This window comes from Streptomyces sp. NPDC001599 (genome assembly GCF_042893535.1).
In the GTDB taxonomy this organism is placed as follows: Bacteria; Actinomycetota; Actinomycetes; order Streptomycetales; family Streptomycetaceae; genus Streptomyces.
In genome coordinates this window covers 154,206-169,650 of the sequence record NZ_JBIAVA010000011.1, presented here as the reverse complement: position 1 = coordinate 169,650, position 15,445 = coordinate 154,206, and the positions used below count along the sequence as shown (strand labels likewise).

Sequence of the window (15,445 nt, the reverse complement as noted above, 5' to 3'; positions counted from 1 at the left end):
TCCCCGGCTCCCCCGCCGACCCCGCTCCCCGGCTCCCCCCTCCCCCGCTCCAGCTTCTCCCGCTCCCCCGTTTCTCCTGCTTCTCCCCCTTCCTTCCTCCCGTCACCCCGGAGTGAACGTCATGACAGACCAGCAGGTACGCATCGTCTCCCTCGGCGACATCGCCCCGAACCGCCGCCGCGGCGGAGACCTCCGCGCCCTCCTCACGCCCACCACCGCCGGGTCGACCAGCGGCTTCATGGGCGTGGCCATCGTGCAGCCCGGCGACCGCATCGCCGAGCACTACCACCCGTACTCCGAGGAGTTCGTGTACGTCACGGAGGGCGCCCTCGAGGTGGACCTGGACGGGGTACCGCACTCGCTCGGCACCGGGCAGGGGCTGCTGATCCCGCAGGACATGCGCCACCGCTTCCGCAACGCGGGGGACGTCGAGGCGCGGCTCGTGTTCCACCTGGGGCCGCTGGCCCCGCGTCCGGAGCTGGGTCACGTCGACACGGAGGACGCCGAGGGCAACGCGCTCCCCTGCGACGGGGCGCACGCGGGCCACCCGGGCCAGGCCGGGCACGAGCGGCCCGCCCCCGCGGCCGAGGTGGTGTCATGACCCGGCGCCGGGTCGCCGTCACGGGCATAGGCGTCGTCGCCCCGGGCGGGATCGGCGTGCCCCAGTTCTGGGGGCTGCTGTCCGAAGGCCGTACGGCGACGCGCCGCATCTCCCTGTTCGACCCGTCCGGGCTGCGGTCGCAGATCGCCGCCGAGTGCGACTTCGAGCCGTCCGACCACGGGCTCGGCCTCGCCACCGCCCAGCGCTGTGACAGGTACGTGCAGTTCGCGCTGGTGGCAGCCTCGGAGGCGGTCCGGGACGCGAACCTCGACATGAACCGCGAGGACCCCTGGCGGGCCGGTGCCACCCTCGGCACGGCGGTCGGCGGCACCACCCGGCTGGAGCACGACTACGTCCTGGTCAGCGAGCGCGGCTCGCGCTGGGACGTCGACGACCGGCGCTCCCAGCCGCACCTGGAGCGCGCGTTCACCCCGGCCACCCTCTCCTCCGCGGTCGCCGAGGAGTTCGGGGTGCGCGGGCCGGTGCAGACCGTCTCCACCGGGTGCACGTCCGGCCTCGACGCGGTCGGGTACGCCTACCACGCGGTCGCCGAGGGCCGCGTCGACGTGTGCCTGGCGGGCGCGGCGGACTCGCCGATATCGCCGATCACCATGGCCTGCTTCGACGCCATCAAGGCGACCTCGCCGAACAACGACGACCCCGCGCACGCCTCCCGCCCCTTCGACGCCGACCGCAACGGCTTCGTGATGGGCGAGGGCGCGGCGGTGCTGGTCCTGGAGGACCTGGAGCACGCCCGGGCCCGGGGCGCGGACGTGTACTGCGAGATCTCCGGCTACGCCACCTTCGGCAACGCCTACCACATGACCGGGCTCACCAAGGAGGGCCTGGAGATGGCGCGGGCCATCGACACGGCGCTGGACATGGCCCGTATCGACGGCTCCGCGATCGACTACGTCAACGCGCACGGCTCCGGCACCCAGCAGAACGACCGGCACGAGACCGCGGCCGTCAAACGCTCGCTGGGCGAGCACGCCTACACGACGCCGATGAGCTCCATCAAGTCCATGGTGGGCCACTCGCTCGGCGCGATCGGCTCCATCGAACTGGCCGCGTGCGTGCTGGCGATGGCCCACCAGGTGGTGCCGCCCACGGCCAACTACACGACCCCCGACCCCGAGTGCGACCTGGACTACGTGCCGCGCGAGGCACGGGAGCGGACGCTGCGGCACGTGCTGTCGGTGGGCAGCGGCTTCGGCGGCTTCCAGTCCGCGGTCGTACTGAGCGGCAGTGAAGGAGGGCTGCGATGAGCGGACCACAGCGGACCGGCACCGGCGGTGGGAGCCGGCGTGCGGTCGTCACCGGACTCGGCGTGGTGTCGCCGCACGGCACCGGCGTGGAGGCGCACTGGAAGGCGGTCGCCGACGGCACCAGCAGTCTCGGTCCCGTCACCCGGGAGGGCTGCGCGCACCTGCCGCTGCGGGTCGCGGGCGAGGTGCACGGCTTCGACGCGGCCGAGACGGTCGAGGACCGCTTCCTCGTCCAGACCGACCGGTTCACGCACTTCGCGCTGTCCGCGACCCAGCACGCGCTGGCCGACGCCCGGTTCGGCCGGGCCGACGCCGACTCGCCGTACTCGGTCGGCGTGGTCACCGCGGCGGGTTCGGGCGGCGGCGAGTTCGGGCAGCGGGAGTTGCAGAACCTGTGGGGGCACGGCTCCCGCCACGTCGGCCCGTACCAGTCGATCGCCTGGTTCTACGCGGCCAGCACCGGCCAGGTCTCCATACGCAACGACTTCAAGGGCCCCTGCGGGGTCGTGGCCGCCGACGAGGCGGGCGGCCTGGACGCCCTCGCGCACGCGGCGCTGGCCGTGCGGAACGGCACCGACACGGTGGTCTGCGGCGCGACGGAGGCGCCGCTGGCCCCGTACTCGATCGTCTGCCAGCTGGGCTACCCCGAACTGAGCAGGGCCGCCGAACCCGACCGCGCCTACCGCCCGTTCACCGAGGCGGCCTGCGGTTTCGCACCGGCCGAGGGCGGTGCCGTGCTCGTCGTGGAGGAGGAGGCGGCGGCCCGGGAGCGCGGGGCGGACGTGCGGGCGACGGTGGCCGGGCACGCGGCGACCTTCACCGGGGCCGGCCGCTGGGCCGAGTCCCGGGAGGGGCTGGCCCGCGCGATCGCGGGCGCCCTGGCCGAGGCGGGCTGCCGGCCCGAGGACGTCGACGTGGTCTTCGCCGACGCCCTCGGGGTCCCGGAGGCCGACCGGGCGGAGGCGCTGGCCCTGGCCGACGCGCTGGGCCCGCACGCCGCGCGGGTGCCGGTCACCGCGCCCAAGACCGGGACCGGGCGGGCGTACTGCGCCGCGCCGGTCCTTGACGTGGCGACGGCGGTGCTCGCCATGGAGCACGGGCTGATCCCGCCGACCCCGCACGTGCTGGACGTGTGCCACGACCTGGACCTGGTGACCGGCCGGGCCCGCCCCGCCGAGCCGCGCACGGCCCTGGTCCTGGCGCGCGGCCTCATGGGGTCCAACTCGGCGCTCGTCCTGCGCCGGGGCGCGGTACCGCCCGAGGGCCGCTGACGGCCGAACGACGACCAACGGTCACGGGCGACGCCCGTGGCCGGCCAACCCGAGTCAAGGAGGACACCCATGACCGACCAGCAGCTGGACTACCAGGTGACCGTCGAGGAGCTGTCGGCGCTGATGAAGCGCACCGCCGGCGTGCACGTCGACCCGGTCACCCTCCGGCAGCAGGCCGACGACGGTTTCGACACCTTCGGCCTGGACTCCCTCGGCCTGCTGGGCATCGTGGCCGAGCTGGAGAAGCGGTACGGCCTGGGCCTGCCCGAGCAGGCCGAGCGCTGCAAGACGCCCGCGGATTTCCTCGCGCTGATCAACGGCGCCCTCAAGACGGGAGTGTGACATGGCAGGGCACACCGACAACGAGATCACCATCGCCGCCCCGATGGAGCTGGTCTGGAACATGACCAACGACATCGAGAAGTGGCCCGGGCTGTTCAGCGAGTACGCCTCCGTGGAGGTGCTCGGCCGCGACGACGACAAGGTCACCTTCCGGCTCACCATGCACCCGGACGCCGACGGCAAGGTGTGGAGCTGGGTCTCCGAGCGGGTCGCCGACCCCGTCACCCGCACGGTCCGGGCCCAGCGGGTCGAGACCGGGCCCTTCCAGTACATGAACATCGTCTGGGAGTACGCGGAGACCGCCGAGGGCACCGTCATGCGCTGGACGCAGGACTTCGCGATGAAGCCGGACGCGCCCGTGGACGACGCGTGGATGACGGACAACATCAACCGCAACTCGCGTACGCAGATGGCGCTGATCCGGGACCGGATCGAGCAGGCGGCGGGCGAGCGGCGGACCGCGTCGGTGCTCGCCGACTGACACCGACGGACCTCGGCGAAGGGCAGCACCCATGCACCACACACTGATCGTCGCCCGGATGGCACCCGGCGCGGCACCGGACATCGCGAAGGTGTTCGCGGAGTCCGACAGCGGCGAGCTGCCGCACCTGGTGGGCGTCAACCGGCGCAGCCTGTTCGAGTTCGGTGACGGCGTGTACCTGCACCTCATCGAGAGCGACGAGGACCCGGCCCCCACCATCGGCAGGCTGACCGGGCACCCGGAGTTCCGCCAGGTCAGCGAGCGGCTCGAGCCGTACGTCTCGGCGTACGACCCGGCGACGTGGCGCGGTCCGAAGGACGCGATGGCGCGCTGCTTCTACCGCTGGGAGCGGACCCCCGCCGGCTGACGGCGCTCCGTCCCCGCATGCGTCGGGGTCGCCCGGATTTTCTCCGGGTGACCCCGACGCAGACGTTCCGGGCGAAGACGTTCCGTGGCATCGAACGGTTGCACTCTCGGACCGAATGTCCGCGTGAGAAGGGACACTTCGGAAACGGTGACGTTTTCGCACGTCCGTCCGCTTGGATCTTCGGGGCACGACAGCACCGCAGTCCGCTGTGCCAGGCCGACCGGGCCTGGCCCCCGCCGACCAGCAGAGAGGACGCACACCGTGGGCCGATCCACCGCCCGCCGGGCCGGCCGAAGAACCGGGCCGGACGGTGCCGGACACAGATCCCGCGCCCGCAGGCGCAGACGTCGCGGACCCGCCCGAGCGGTCCTGGCCTGCCTCGCCCTCGGGGTGGTCCTGCTCACCGCGGGGGCGGCCGTCGCGTACTGGCGGGACACCCGGCCGCCGGTGACGGACGACCAGGTGGCCGACGTCACGGACGCGCTGGACGCCTCGACCCGGACGCCTTCGGCTTCCTCCTCCTCCCCCTCGGCGTCACCGTCGCCGAAGGTCTCCCCGTCGCCGTCGGCCTCACCTTCGGCCTCGCCCTCCGCCACCACCATCGCCATTCCGGCGACCGGTCCCGGCACCTTCGTCACCGCCCAGGCCGACGGCACGACCGTGGGCACCGGCAGCCGCGTGCGCCGCTACAAGGTCCTGGTCGAGGAGGGCCTCGACATCCGGCCGAGCGCCGCCGCCGACGAGATATCCGAGGTGCTCGCCGACCGCCGCGGCTGGACCCAGGACGGGACCAACTCCTTCCGGCTGGTCAGCAGCGGCTCCTACGACTTCGTGGTGAAGATCGCCACGCCGGGCACCGTCGACAAAATCTGCGGCGCGGCAGGCCTGCTGACCCGGGGCGAGGTCAACTGCAGCGTCGGCACGGACGTCGTGGTGAACCTCAAGCGCTGGGTGCTGGGCTCCCCGCAGTTCGACGGGCCGATCCACGAGTACCGGGCGCTGATCGTCAACCACGAGGTCGGTCACCGCATCGGCCACGGCCACGAGACGTGCCCCGGGGCGGGCCGTCCCGCCCCGGCGATGATGCAGCAGATCAAGGGTCTCAAGGGGTGTGTGGCCAACGCCTGGCCCTACGACGAGGCGGGCGACTACCTGGGCGGCCCGGCGGTGCCCTGAGCCCGTTTCCGGGTGATGATCGGTCCATGACCACCACACCGCGCTTCGATCCCCGCGCCCTGCTGGCCGGGAGCCGCCTCGGCGTACTGGCGACGATCAAGTCGGACGGCCGCCCGCAGCTCTCGCCCGTCATGCCCGCCTACGACCCCGCCGCGGGCGTCATCCGGGTCTCCACCCGCGAGGGCCTCGCCAAGACGGCGAACCTGCGCCGGGACCCGCGGGCCACGCTGGAGGTGACCGCCCCGGACGGCAGGTCCTGGGCGACCGCCGAGGGCGTCGCCACCCTCACCGGTCCGGGCACCGACCCGCACGGACCGGAGGTCGAGGCGCTGGTGGAGTACTACCGCGCCGCGGCCGGGGAGCACCCGGACTGGGACGAGTACCGGTCGACGATGGTGTCCGACCGCCGGGTGCTGCTCACCATCACGGTCGAGCGCGTGTACGGCGCCGACCTCGGCTGACCGGCCCGGCGGCGGCGCGGGAGCGGGACCCTCACCGGCTCCGCAAGTTCTGTGCCGGAGCGGTGAAGGATCCGCCCGCCGCTTACGTACCTCCTGGCGTACCGGTACGCGCACGAGCACCCGTGCGCGTACCTCGCGTCCCCGCGTCGCCCCTGGAGGCACCATGCGCCTGTCCCGCAGCAGGATCGGAGTCGTCGTCCTGTTCGGTGCGATGACCCTGACCCTCACCGCGCTGGCCTTCCCGGCCGTGCTCGGTCTGGACAAGGCCGACGGCAACCAGAACCGAGTGGTGGCCAGTACGAAGTTCGGCCCGCTCACCGAGGCCGACCGCGACTTCGTGGTGAAGGTCCGCGCCGCCGGGCTGTGGGAGTACCCGCTGGGCGAGATGGTGATGGAGCGCGGTACGACGAAGGCGATGAAGACCGCCGGTGAGCACCTGGTCGTCGGGCACGCCGGGCTCGACGCGATGTGCCGCGAGATCTCCCCCGAGCTGGGCATCACGCTGCCCAACCGGGCCTCCCCGCAGCAGGAGGGCTTCGTGGCCACCGTGGACGCCAAGAGCGGCAAGGAGTTCGACTCCTCGGCGGTCAACATCATGCGGGTGACCCACGGTCAGATCTTCCCGGCCATCGCCAAGATCCGGGCCTCCACCAAGAACACCCTCGTGCGGCAGCTGGCCGACCTGGCCAACGACACCGTCCTGGACCACATCACGGTGCTGGAGAAGACCGGGCTGGTCGAGTACGACGACGTCACCTTCAAGCAGACGGGCCCGGCGAAGCTGCCGAGGGAGAAGGTCACCCCGCCCCCGCCGCAGCCGGGCGAGCGGGTGCTGGTGCTCAAGCCGCGCCCCGACCTGAACGTGAACACCGCCTCCCCGACGCCCACTCCGTCCCCGGCGGCTCCCTGAGGACCCGGGGGGCGGGGCCCGGCGCGAGAACCCGGCGCGGGCACGATTACGACCCAGTCACGACCGGCGGCACGGGGAACGGGCCGCCGGTCGCACACGTTCTCAGCAGGTGGCGGCCGACGGAGTCCGCCGGGCCATGACCATCCGGCGCCGGAGCCGGTGGCGGGCGGCCGTTCCCCTCCTCCCGCCCGCGTCCGTCCGGGGCCGACGACAGGAGGAGCGGGACCATGACCGCTTCCGGACCGGGCGGCGACGACACCCCGGATGGACCGGACGACGCCCCGGCCGTGCCCGAGTACGTCTGGCGGCTGTTCCTGGAGGACGACGAGCGGGCCATCCACGCCTCCGCCCCCCGGGAACCCGCCGCGCGGGACCGGGTCCCCGGCAGGCAGCCGGAGCCTCCCGCCGGCCGTCCCGGCCGCGCCGGCGACACGGTCGGCGAGACGTGGCGCCGGGAGGACGCGTGGGCCGGACCGGCCTGGCGCGAGCTGGACGGTCGGGCCCGGCTGCGGCGGACGGGCCGCGTGCTCGGCACGGCGGCCGCGGTCGCCCTCGCCGTGACCGCGTGGTCGCAGCTGACCACCGGCCCGGCCACCCCGGGCGGCGGCCCCGCCGAAACGATCGGTCAGCGCCTGCAGGAAAGCCCCGCCCTGCCCACGGCGGACTCCCTCGCACCGACGAAGTCCGCCGCCGCGAGCCCCGCCGTCTTCCAGCCCGCCCCGTCCGCGATACCCCGGTCCTCCGCCTTCCCCTGGACAATCGACTGAACGTCTGTTTAATCTGCTGTACATGCGTTCAATCCCGGAGGACCGGACCACCCGGGCCCTCATCCGCGACGAGGCCCTCGCCCTGTTCGCCGCCCACGGCCCGGACTCGGTGACCGTACGGCGGATCGCGACGGCGGCCGGTGTGTCACCCGGCCTCGTGGTGCACCACTTCGGTTCGAAGGACGGCCTGCGCCAGGAGGTCGACCAGTACGTCGTGGCCGTCTTCGAGGCCATGCTGGGCGAGCTGACCGGTGGCGACGGCGGCGCGGAGGCCCTGGACTCCGGCGCCGGGGCGGCGTCCCTGAGCGCGGCCTTCACCCGCCACCTCCCGGACGGCTCCCCCCTGCCCGGCTATCTGCGCCGCCTGCTGCTGAGCGACACGGACGCCGGACGGCTGCTGTTCGGCCGTCTCTACGAGGTCAGCCGCGCCGCCCTGGACGGGCTGACGGCGGCGGGCCTCGCCGTACCGGGCCGGGACCCGGCGGTCCGGGCCGCCCTGCTGCTCGCCAACGACCTGGCCGTGTTCCTGCTGCGCGACCGCATCGGCGAGGCCCTCGGCACCGACCCCCTGTCGGCCGACGGCATGGCCCGCTGGGCCCCCGAGGTGCTCGACATCTACGCGGGCGGGCTGAACGCGTCACCTCCCCCGGAGTCCACCCCCGACGGGACGTGACCGGCCGGAATCCCCGCCGGCCCGAATCCCCACCAGTCAAGGAGTGCCGGAAGCACAGGAAGGCCCAGGTGACCCACATGCCGACCGACCCCGCACCCGAACCGCCCGCACCACCCGCACAGCACGCCCCGGCCCCCGTCCTGCGCGCCCGTGACCTGCACAAGGCGTACGGCGGCAATCGCGTCCTGCGCGGCGCCGACCTCACGGTCGCCCCCGGGCAGCTGGTCGCCGTCGTCGGCGAGAACGGCGCCGGGAAGTCGACCCTGCTCAAGGCGCTGGCCGGCACCCTGGCCCCGGACCGCGGCGAGGTCTCCCTGTCCGGGACGCTCGGCTACTGCCCCCAGGACCCGGTGCTGAGCGGCAGCCTCACCGTCGAGCAGCACCTGCGCTACTTCGCCGCCGCGCACCGCCTGCCCGCCCTGGACCGCGGCCGGGAGCTGGTCCGGGCCCTGGGCTACGAGCGGTACGAGCACGCCCCGGCCGGCGAGCTGTCCGGCGGGACCCGGCAGAAGCTCAACCTCACCCTGGCCCTGCTGCACGACCCCGAGGTGCTGCTCCTCGACGAGCCGTACCAGGGCTTCGACTGGGAGACGTATCTGCGCTTCTGGGACCTGGTCGAGGAGCTGCGCGTCCGTGGCAAGGCGGTCGTGGTCATCACCCATCTCGTCTTCGAACAGGACCGGTTCGACCTGCTGGCCGACCTGTCCGACGGCCGCCTCACCGCACGCGCGGCGGCCGGGAGGGAGCAGCGTCGTGTCGACGCCTGAGCAGGCCGCCAACCGGGGGCCGCGGTACGGGCAGTTCCCCACCGCGCTGCGCTTCTCGGTGCGCGACCAGACCCGCAACCGGCTCGCCGGGCTGCTGCTCGTGCTGTTCGTGCCCGTCTGGTACCTGGTGATGGACGCGATGGCGGGCGGGGAGCCGCTGGACTTCAAGCTGTACGCCACCGGCGAGGTGCTGCACGTCGACGGCGGCCACCTCACCCTGATCACCGCCGGGCTCAACTGCGTCACGATGATCGCCGGGTTCGTGGTCTTCGACGCGGTGCGCAGGTCGCTCGCGTTCGACCGGCGGCTGGTCTTCGCCGGGTACCGGCAGTCCACCCTCATCGGCGCCAAGACCCTCGCCGTCGCCGCGGTCGCCACCGGCATCGCCCTCTACACCGCGCTGGCGGTGCTGTTCTTCTGGCGTCCGGCGGCAGGGGCCTGGTTCGCCGTGCTGGCCGCGTTCACCGTCATCGCGCTCGCCTACGGCGGTCTCGGGCTGCTCCTCGGGGTGCTGGTCAAGCGGGATCTGGAGGGCTTCTTCCTGATCATCATGGGCGGGCTGATGGACACGTTCCTCCAGAACCCCCTGGGCAACCCGCTCGCCAACGAGCCGGTCCTGCAGTGGTTCCCGTCCTTCGGCCCCATGCAGTTCGCGGCGGGCGACGCGTTCGCGGACAGCGCGCTGTGGGGGCACCTCGGCCTGGGACTGGCCTGGGCGGCCGGGTTCAGCATGGTGGGGCTGGTCATCTTCAGGTTCCGGACGCGCGACCGCACCGGCTGACCGGCGTGAGCGCCTTCGCGCCGGTCAGGCGCTGCGCCTGCGGGGCGCCGCCTTCTTGGCGGTGCTCCTGGCGGTGCTCTTGGCGGCCGGCTTCTTCGCGGGTGCGGCGGACTTCGCCGTCTTCGCCGTCTTCGCCGTCGACTTCTTCGGTTCCGTCACCTTGCCGGCCGCCGTCTTCTTCGCCGCCGTCTTCTTCGCGGCCGTCGACGTCGACTTCTTGCCGCCGGTCTCCTTCGGGGCCCGCCGGGACGAGGTCTTGCGCTGCGGCAGGGACCTGACCCGCGCCTCCTCGGCCGGTCCGGCCTCCTCGCCGTCCCGGGACTCCCGCGCCGCCCGCACGCTGCTCTCCAGTGCCGCCATCAGGTCGAGCACCTTCCCGGGCGCCGCCTCCTCGCGGGCCTCCGGGGGCTTCTCGCCGGAGGCCTTGGCGGCGACGACCTCCTCGACGGCCTCCCGGTACTCGTCGTGCAGGTCGTCCAGGTCGATCTCGCCCAGGGTGTCCATGAGGGCGTCGGCGAGGTCCAGTTCCTGGTCGCGTACGGTGACGCCGCCCTCCGGGGCGACGCCCTCGGGAGCGCGGACCTCGTCCGGCCACAGCAGGCCGTGCATCGCGATGGCGTCGCCGACGACCCGGAGCATGCCCAGGCGCTCCCGGCCGCGCAGCGCGAACTTGGCGATCGCCACCCGGTTGCTGCGCTTGAGCGCCTCGCGCAGCAGCGTGTACGGCTTGGCGGCCGGGGCGCCGCTCGCGGCGAGGTAGTAGGCGGAGCCCATCTGGAGCGGATCGATGCGGTCCTCGGGCACGAAGGCGACGATCTCGATCGTGCGGGCCGTCGGGATCGGCAGCTGGGACAGGTCCTCGTCGGTGATCGGGATCATCGAACCGTCGGCGTCCTCGTAGGCCTTGCCGATCTCGGCCTGGGTGACCTCGCGGTCCTCCAGTTCGCACACCTTGCGGTAGCGGATCCGGCCGCCGTCCTCCGTGTGGATCTGCCGGAAGGAGACCGAGTGGCTCTCGGTGGCGTTCACCAGCTTGATCGGGATGGTGACCAGTCCGAAGGAGATGGCGCCGTTCCAGATGGATCGCACGTGCAGCACCGTTCCTTTCGGGCGTTTTGTGACTCTTTTATGAGATTCTCATGGTATGGCGCCGATGACGGAAGTGGAGGGGCGGCGGGTGGCCCTCAGCAACCTGGACAAGGTGCTGTATCCCGCGGCCGGCCTCACCAAGGGCGAGCTGCTGCACTACTACGCGACGACCGCCGAGGTGCTGCTGCCGCACCTGCGGGACCGCGCGGTCTCCTTCCTGCGGTATCCGGACGGCCCGGACGGCCAGGTGTTCTTCGCCAAGAACGTGCCGCCGGGTACGCCCGACTGGGTCACCACGGCCGAGGTGCCCCGCTCGGAGGGCCCGGCCCGGATGGTGCTGGTGCAGGACCTGGCGAGCCTGATGTGGGCGGCGAACCTGGTGACCGAGTTCCACACCCACCAGTGGACCGTGGACGACCCCGGCGAGGCCGACCGGCTGGTGTTCGACCTGGACCCGGGTCCGCCCGCGACCGTGGTGCAGTGCTGCGAGGTCGCCCTGTGGCTGCGGGAGCGGCTGGCGGCGGACGGGGTCGAGGCGTACGCCAAGACCTCCGGGGCCAAGGGGCTGCACCTGCTGGCGGGGGTGCGGGGCGCGTCCTCGGAGCGGGTGTCGGAGTACGCGAAGGGGCTCGCCGTGGAGGCGGAGCGGGCGCTGCCGAAGCTGGTGGTGCACCGGATGACGCGCAGCCTGCGGCCGGGGAAGGTGTTCGTGGACTGGAGTCAGAACGCCGCCCGCAAGACCACGGCCGCCCCGTACACCGTGCGCGCCCGCGACGTGCCCGCGGTCTCCACGCCGGTGACGTGGGACGAGGTCGCCGGGTGCGGGCGGGCGGAGCAGTTCGTCTTCCTGACGCCGGACGTCGGGCCGCGGGTGCGGGACCACGGCGACCTGCTGGCACCGCTGTTCGAGCGGCGGCGGGCGGCGGCGCTGCCCTGAGCCGGGCCCTCAGACGCGCTGCCAGGTGGCCCGGTCCCGGGCCATGGCGTGCAGGGCCTCCACGTCCGCCGGTTTCAGCACCCCGCCCGTCCGGGCCAGGTCCGGCAGCTCCCGGTCCGTGAGGACGCGCACCGAGCGGGGCGGGGCGCTGACGGTCACGTGCGCCGGCTCGACGAGGACGAGCACCGGGTGGACCTCCGCCGTCAGGGCGTAGGAGGCCCGGTCGGCGTCCGCGCGGACCCGGTGCAGCAGGGGGCGGGGAGTCCGGCGGCCCAGCGCCACCAGCGGGTCGGTGACCCGCACCCGCTGTCTGCGGGCGGGCAGCACGTGGAGGGCGAAGAGACCACCGGGTCCGATCAGCAGGTGGTGGACGCGGTCGCCGCCGGGCAGCGGGAGGGAGTGCAGGGTGTGCAGGCCGGCGCCGTCGAGACGGTCGAGGGCGGCCCCGGTCGTCTGCTCGGCGGCCAGCGCCCGGCGGCGCGGGTCGGGACGCAGCCGGTGTGCCGGTCCCGGCTCGCGTTCCAGGGCGACCAGGAGGGCCTCGCCGGGCCGGTTGGGGGCGAGGTCGTCGTCCGGGTGGAGGGTGAGCCGGGCCAGCTCGGCCGGGGTCGGGACCGGCGGCGGGCCGACCGTGACCGGGCCGGTGACGAAGGGGCCCAGGGCCTGGAGGACCTCGGCCCTGCGGTCGTCGCTCAGCAGGTTGACGCGGGCCTCCTCGCGGTCGTACCAGGCGACGTTCCCGCCGTCCGTAAGGCAGACGTAGAGCCGTTCCCGGCCATGGCGCCGGGTCGGCACGACGCGCAGTCCGTCCATGCCCATCACCCCCCCCTCCATGGGACCAGGCGGGGTGCCGCCGGGGCAAGAAGCCGGTTGCTTTCGGGACGAGTTGGGCAGACCCTGGGCGGGACCGGGGAGGTGGCTGTGCGTACCCGTGGGAAAGGTCCGGCCGTGCCGGCCCCGGACCGGCCGTGGGACGAGATCGTGCCGGGCCTCTGGATGGGCGGGCACGAGTTCCGGCGGACGGCGGGGCGGCTGGAGTTCGCCGTGGTGCGGGACGAGTTCGACCTCGTGCAGACGCTGCTGCGGCTGCCCGGACACGGGCCGGACGAGGGTGTCGAGCACCATGTGTGGCCGATCCCGGACGGGCCCCTGGACGGCACGCAGATCGCCGGGGTGATCCGGCTGGCCCGGGCCGCGGACGAGGCGCTCGACGAGGGCCGGAAGGTCCTCGTCCGCTGCTACCACGGGTACAACCGCTCCGGTCTCGTCGTCGCGCACACCCTGATGCGCCGGGGCGGCGGCGCCGAGGAGGCGATCCGGCTGATCCGGGCCCGGCGCTCGCCGTGGGCGCTGCACAACGACCTGTTCGTGGCCTGTCTCCGGACCGGCCTGGCCACCGTGCGGCTGCTGGAGGAACCGGCCGAGTAGCCCGGCGGGCTCGTGGACACGCAAAATGGCCTTCCGTACGGCGTCGCGTGCGGTGCCGCGATGCCCGCGGTGCCGCCCGCGGCCCCGCGGGACCGCCGACGCCGATCACCGAACCCCAGGAGTGCAGTGCTCCCGAGCCGCCGCGGGCACCCCGCCCGCGTCCCCGCCGCCCTCGCGCTGCTCCTGGCGACCGCCGCGACCGGTGCGCTGGCGGCCTGCGGGGACACCGGCGGCCTCGAGGGTGCCGGGGCAACGCCCGCCGCGCGTAATCCGGCCCGGCTGTGGCCCGGCCTGACCCCGGCGTCCAGTCCTGCGTACGACATCGGCGAGGTGGAGCACGCGCCGGTGAAGGGCGTCGCCGTGCCCGGTGGCGACATCCGCGGGGCGGACCCGGTGGCCGCGGTGCGGGCCGAGATCGCCGCGCACCCGGACGACTACGCGGGCGCGAAGGCGCGGTACCACGAGACGTCCGTGCGGATGGCGGACTGCGGCACGGACGGCGCCGGTGACGAGCCCGGCGGCTGCCCGGTGCTGCGGCCGTACTACCGCGACCTGACCGGTGACGGGCGTCCCGAGATGACGCTGGGTTTCCGGCTGCTGCCGGACCGGCTGACCGCCGTGCGGGTCTACACCGTCGAGAAGGACCGGCTCGTACGGGTCATGTCCTACGAGGACGCCGTGAGCGCGGTCGAGCTGGCCGGGCGGACGGTGATCGTCCGCTCGCCCTCGGAGGTCGCCGGGTACGAGTACCGCCTGCAGTGGACCTGGGACGCCGACCAGCGGGCCATGCTGCTGACCAGCGACGAGATGCTGCGCACCGACGACGGCGGACAGCACACGAAGCGTCCGTCCGCCTCGCCGTCGCCCTCGGCGAGCGCCCGGTGAGGCTCACCCTCCCCCGGTGGGCCGGGCCGCTGGCGGTGAAGGCGGCCGTCTTCATCGCCGTGATGTGCTGCGGGCTCGCCGCGCTGCTCGGCGTCCTGGTGCACGTCTCGGTGACCAACCGGACCGTCGGCCAGGCGCGGGACGCGGCCCTGTCCCGGCTGGGCGAGGCGACGGAGTCCTACGAGGCGGGGGACCCGCTGCGGCGCGGGGCCGGCATCGACCCGGAGGGGCTGCCGCGGCCGCTGCGCGAGCTGGCCCTCTCGGGCCGGCGCGGCACGATGCTCGCCGAGTACGCGGGGCGCCCCACGATGTGGGCGGCGGGACCCGCCGACGGCGGCCGGACGCTGGCGGTGCGGGTCGACCACTCCCGGGGCCAGGCCACCATCGACGGCCTGGACGGCACGCTCGTGTGGTCGTCGGCGCTGGCGATCGGGGCGACGCTGCTGGTCGGCGCGATCGCGGTGACGCGGGTGACGCGGCGGCTGCACACGACGGCGCGGGTGGCGCGGCGGATCAGCGCGGGCGACCTCGACGCGCGGGTCGGCGATCCGCGCGCCCAGGATCCGACGCGCCCGCAGGACGAGGTGGCCTCCGTCGCCGCCGCGCTGGACTCCATGGCGTCGTCGCTGCAGGGCAAGCTGCTCGCCGAGCAGCGGTTCACGGCGGACGTGGCGCACGAGCTGCGCACCCCGCTCACCGGCCTGCACGCGGCGGCCGAGCTGCTGCCGCCGGGCCGCCCCACCGAGCTGGTGCGGGACCGGGTGGCGGCGCTGCGCACCCTCACCGAGGACCTGCTGGAGATCTCCCGGCTGGAGAGCGGGCGGGAGCGGCCCGCGACGGAACCGGAGGAGCTGGGCGCGCTGGTCCGGCGGGTGCTGCGGGGCTCGGGCACCGGCACGCGCGTCGTCGTACGGGACGCGCGGGTGGAGACCGACCGGCGGCGTCTGGAGCGGGTGCTGGGCAACCTGGTCGCGAACGCGCACCGGCACGGGCGGGCGCCGGTGGTGCTGACCGTGGACGGCGCGGTGATCACCGTGCGGGACCACGGGGACGGCTATCCGGAGTACCTGCTCGCGCACGGGCCGCAGCGCTTTCGCACCGAGGGCGGGACCAAGGGGCACGGCCTGGGGCTGACGATCGCGCTGGGGCAGGCCGAGGTGCTCGGGGCGCGGCTGGAGTTCACCAACCCGCCGGACGGCGGCGCACTGGCCCGGCTGACGCTGCCTCAGCAGCCCTGACCA

At 74.0% G+C, this 15,445-nt stretch carries 19 protein-coding genes; 17 read left to right on the top strand and 2 right to left on the bottom strand.

The window, feature by feature from the left end; all coding sequences use genetic code 11:
- Window positions 1–121: 121 nt before the first annotated feature.
- The 13 genes from ACFYZ3_RS26775 (at window position 122) to ACFYZ3_RS26715 (ending at window position 9,865) form a co-directional block, all read left to right on the top strand.
- Window positions 122–601: a cupin domain-containing protein gene (locus ACFYZ3_RS26775; protein WP_388522576.1), complete on the top strand. Its 480-nt coding sequence runs from the start codon at window positions 122–124 to the stop codon at window positions 599–601.
- The gene (locus ACFYZ3_RS26770; RefSeq protein ID WP_388522574.1) at window positions 598–1,869 is read left to right on the top strand and encodes a beta-ketoacyl-[acyl-carrier-protein] synthase family protein; all 1,272 of its coding nucleotides are present in this window, start codon (window positions 598–600) and stop codon (window positions 1,867–1,869) included. Before ACFYZ3_RS26775 ends, ACFYZ3_RS26770 begins: the two co-directional genes overlap by 4 nt.
- Window positions 1,866–3,140, top strand: coding sequence for a ketosynthase chain-length factor (locus ACFYZ3_RS26765; RefSeq protein ID WP_388522571.1), 1,275 nt, complete (start codon window positions 1,866–1,868; stop codon window positions 3,138–3,140). The genes ACFYZ3_RS26770 and ACFYZ3_RS26765 overlap by 4 nt, the downstream gene beginning before the upstream one ends.
- Window positions 3,141–3,209: 69 nt before the next feature.
- Complete coding sequence (locus ACFYZ3_RS26760; RefSeq protein WP_361004350.1) at window positions 3,210–3,482, top strand: acyl carrier protein; 273 nt, start codon at window positions 3,210–3,212, stop codon at window positions 3,480–3,482.
- A 1-nt stretch (window position 3,483) separates the two neighbouring features.
- Window positions 3,484–3,963: an SRPBCC family protein gene (locus tag ACFYZ3_RS26755; RefSeq protein WP_003973657.1), complete on the top strand. Its 480-nt coding sequence runs from the start codon at window positions 3,484–3,486 to the stop codon at window positions 3,961–3,963.
- 31 nt (window positions 3,964–3,994) lie between these two features.
- A complete protein-coding gene (locus ACFYZ3_RS26750) occupies window positions 3,995–4,330 on the top strand; it encodes a TcmI family type II polyketide cyclase (RefSeq protein ID WP_011030169.1) in 336 nt (111 codons plus the stop codon).
- Between the two features lie 261 nt (window positions 4,331–4,591).
- Complete coding sequence (locus tag ACFYZ3_RS26745) at window positions 4,592–5,506, top strand: DUF3152 domain-containing protein (RefSeq protein ID WP_388522567.1); 915 nt, start codon at window positions 4,592–4,594, stop codon at window positions 5,504–5,506.
- A 26-nt stretch (window positions 5,507–5,532) separates the two neighbouring features.
- The gene (locus ACFYZ3_RS26740; RefSeq protein WP_388522564.1) at window positions 5,533–5,967 is read left to right on the top strand and encodes a PPOX class F420-dependent oxidoreductase; all 435 of its coding nucleotides are present in this window, start codon (window positions 5,533–5,535) and stop codon (window positions 5,965–5,967) included.
- Window positions 5,968–6,130: 163 nt separating this feature from the next.
- Window positions 6,131–6,877, top strand: coding sequence for a DUF4142 domain-containing protein (locus tag ACFYZ3_RS26735; RefSeq protein ID WP_385964050.1), 747 nt, complete (start codon window positions 6,131–6,133; stop codon window positions 6,875–6,877).
- A gap of 227 nt (window positions 6,878–7,104) precedes the next feature.
- The gene (locus tag ACFYZ3_RS26730; protein WP_388522561.1) at window positions 7,105–7,644 is read left to right on the top strand and encodes a hypothetical protein; all 540 of its coding nucleotides are present in this window, start codon (window positions 7,105–7,107) and stop codon (window positions 7,642–7,644) included.
- Between the two features lie 22 nt (window positions 7,645–7,666).
- Window positions 7,667–8,317 (top strand): TetR/AcrR family transcriptional regulator, encoded by a 651-nt coding sequence (locus tag ACFYZ3_RS26725; protein WP_388522558.1) that lies wholly within the window; start codon window positions 7,667–7,669, stop codon window positions 8,315–8,317.
- Between the two features lie 77 nt (window positions 8,318–8,394).
- Window positions 8,395–9,084 carry an ABC transporter ATP-binding protein gene (locus ACFYZ3_RS26720; RefSeq protein WP_388522555.1) on the top strand — a complete coding sequence of 230 codons (690 nt, stop codon included), beginning with the start codon at window positions 8,395–8,397 and terminating at the stop codon, window positions 9,082–9,084.
- A complete protein-coding gene (locus ACFYZ3_RS26715; RefSeq protein WP_388522553.1) occupies window positions 9,071–9,865 on the top strand; it encodes an ABC transporter permease in 795 nt (264 codons plus the stop codon). Before ACFYZ3_RS26720 ends, ACFYZ3_RS26715 begins: the two co-directional genes overlap by 14 nt.
- 24 nt (window positions 9,866–9,889) lie before the next feature.
- Here the strand turns inward: ACFYZ3_RS26715 and ACFYZ3_RS26710 are convergent, their stop codons facing one another.
- Window positions 9,890–10,954 (bottom strand): Ku protein, encoded by a 1,065-nt coding sequence (locus ACFYZ3_RS26710; RefSeq protein ID WP_388522550.1) that lies wholly within the window; start codon window positions 10,952–10,954, stop codon window positions 9,890–9,892.
- 55 nt (window positions 10,955–11,009) lie between these two features.
- Between ACFYZ3_RS26710 and ligD the strand changes: the two genes are divergently transcribed.
- Window positions 11,010–11,891: a non-homologous end-joining DNA ligase gene (ligD, locus tag ACFYZ3_RS26705; RefSeq protein WP_361004320.1), complete on the top strand. Its 882-nt coding sequence runs from the start codon at window positions 11,010–11,012 to the stop codon at window positions 11,889–11,891.
- Between the two features lie 9 nt (window positions 11,892–11,900).
- Here ligD and ACFYZ3_RS26700 read toward each other — a convergent pair whose 3' ends face one another.
- On the bottom strand, window positions 11,901–12,704 hold the full coding sequence (locus ACFYZ3_RS26700; protein ID WP_388522799.1) for an NERD domain-containing protein: 804 nt from the start codon (window positions 12,702–12,704) through the stop codon (window positions 11,901–11,903).
- A 135-nt stretch (window positions 12,705–12,839) separates the two neighbouring features.
- On the opposite strand from ACFYZ3_RS26700, the gene ACFYZ3_RS26695 reads away from it, so the two are divergent.
- The 3 genes from ACFYZ3_RS26695 to ACFYZ3_RS26685 all read left to right on the top strand — a co-directional run bounded on the left by ACFYZ3_RS26695 (window position 12,840) and on the right by ACFYZ3_RS26685 (window position 15,442).
- Entirely contained in the window at window positions 12,840–13,319 is a 480-nt protein-coding gene (locus tag ACFYZ3_RS26695) for a dual specificity protein phosphatase family protein (RefSeq protein WP_388522547.1), read from the top strand.
- Between the two features lie 126 nt (window positions 13,320–13,445).
- A complete protein-coding gene (locus ACFYZ3_RS26690) occupies window positions 13,446–14,204 on the top strand; it encodes a hypothetical protein (protein ID WP_388522544.1) in 759 nt (252 codons plus the stop codon).
- Window positions 14,201–15,442, top strand: coding sequence for an ATP-binding protein (locus ACFYZ3_RS26685; protein WP_388522541.1), 1,242 nt, complete (start codon window positions 14,201–14,203; stop codon window positions 15,440–15,442). Before ACFYZ3_RS26690 ends, ACFYZ3_RS26685 begins: the two co-directional genes overlap by 4 nt.
- Window positions 15,443–15,445 lie beyond the last annotated feature (3 nt).

Bases quoted from the DNA above. Each gene is read 5' to 3' on its own strand.
- ACFYZ3_RS26730 (WP_388522561.1), top strand. From the start codon at position 7,105: ATGACCGCTTCCGGACCGGGCGGCGACGACACCCCGGATGGACCGGAC.
- ACFYZ3_RS26725 (WP_388522558.1), top strand. From the start codon at position 7,667: ATGCGTTCAATCCCGGAGGACCGGACCACCCGGGCCCTCATCCGCGAC.
- ACFYZ3_RS26750 (WP_011030169.1), top strand. From the start codon at position 3,995: ATGCACCACACACTGATCGTCGCCCGGATGGCACCCGGCGCGGCACCG.
- ACFYZ3_RS26755 (WP_003973657.1), top strand. From the start codon at position 3,484: ATGGCAGGGCACACCGACAACGAGATCACCATCGCCGCCCCGATGGAG.
- ACFYZ3_RS26720 (WP_388522555.1), top strand. From the start codon at position 8,395: ATGCCGACCGACCCCGCACCCGAACCGCCCGCACCACCCGCACAGCAC.
- ligD (WP_361004320.1), top strand. From the start codon at position 11,010: ATGGCGCCGATGACGGAAGTGGAGGGGCGGCGGGTGGCCCTCAGCAAC.
- ACFYZ3_RS26740 (WP_388522564.1), top strand. From the start codon at position 5,533: ATGACCACCACACCGCGCTTCGATCCCCGCGCCCTGCTGGCCGGGAGC.
- ACFYZ3_RS26770 (WP_388522574.1), top strand. From the start codon at position 598: ATGACCCGGCGCCGGGTCGCCGTCACGGGCATAGGCGTCGTCGCCCCG.
- ACFYZ3_RS26765 (WP_388522571.1), top strand. From the start codon at position 1,866: ATGAGCGGACCACAGCGGACCGGCACCGGCGGTGGGAGCCGGCGTGCG.
- ACFYZ3_RS26735 (WP_385964050.1), top strand. From the start codon at position 6,131: ATGCGCCTGTCCCGCAGCAGGATCGGAGTCGTCGTCCTGTTCGGTGCG.
- ACFYZ3_RS26775 (WP_388522576.1), top strand. From the start codon at position 122: ATGACAGACCAGCAGGTACGCATCGTCTCCCTCGGCGACATCGCCCCG.
- ACFYZ3_RS26700 (WP_388522799.1), bottom strand. From the start codon at position 12,704: ATGGACGGACTGCGCGTCGTGCCGACCCGGCGCCATGGCCGGGAACGG.
- ACFYZ3_RS26760 (WP_361004350.1), top strand. From the start codon at position 3,210: ATGACCGACCAGCAGCTGGACTACCAGGTGACCGTCGAGGAGCTGTCG.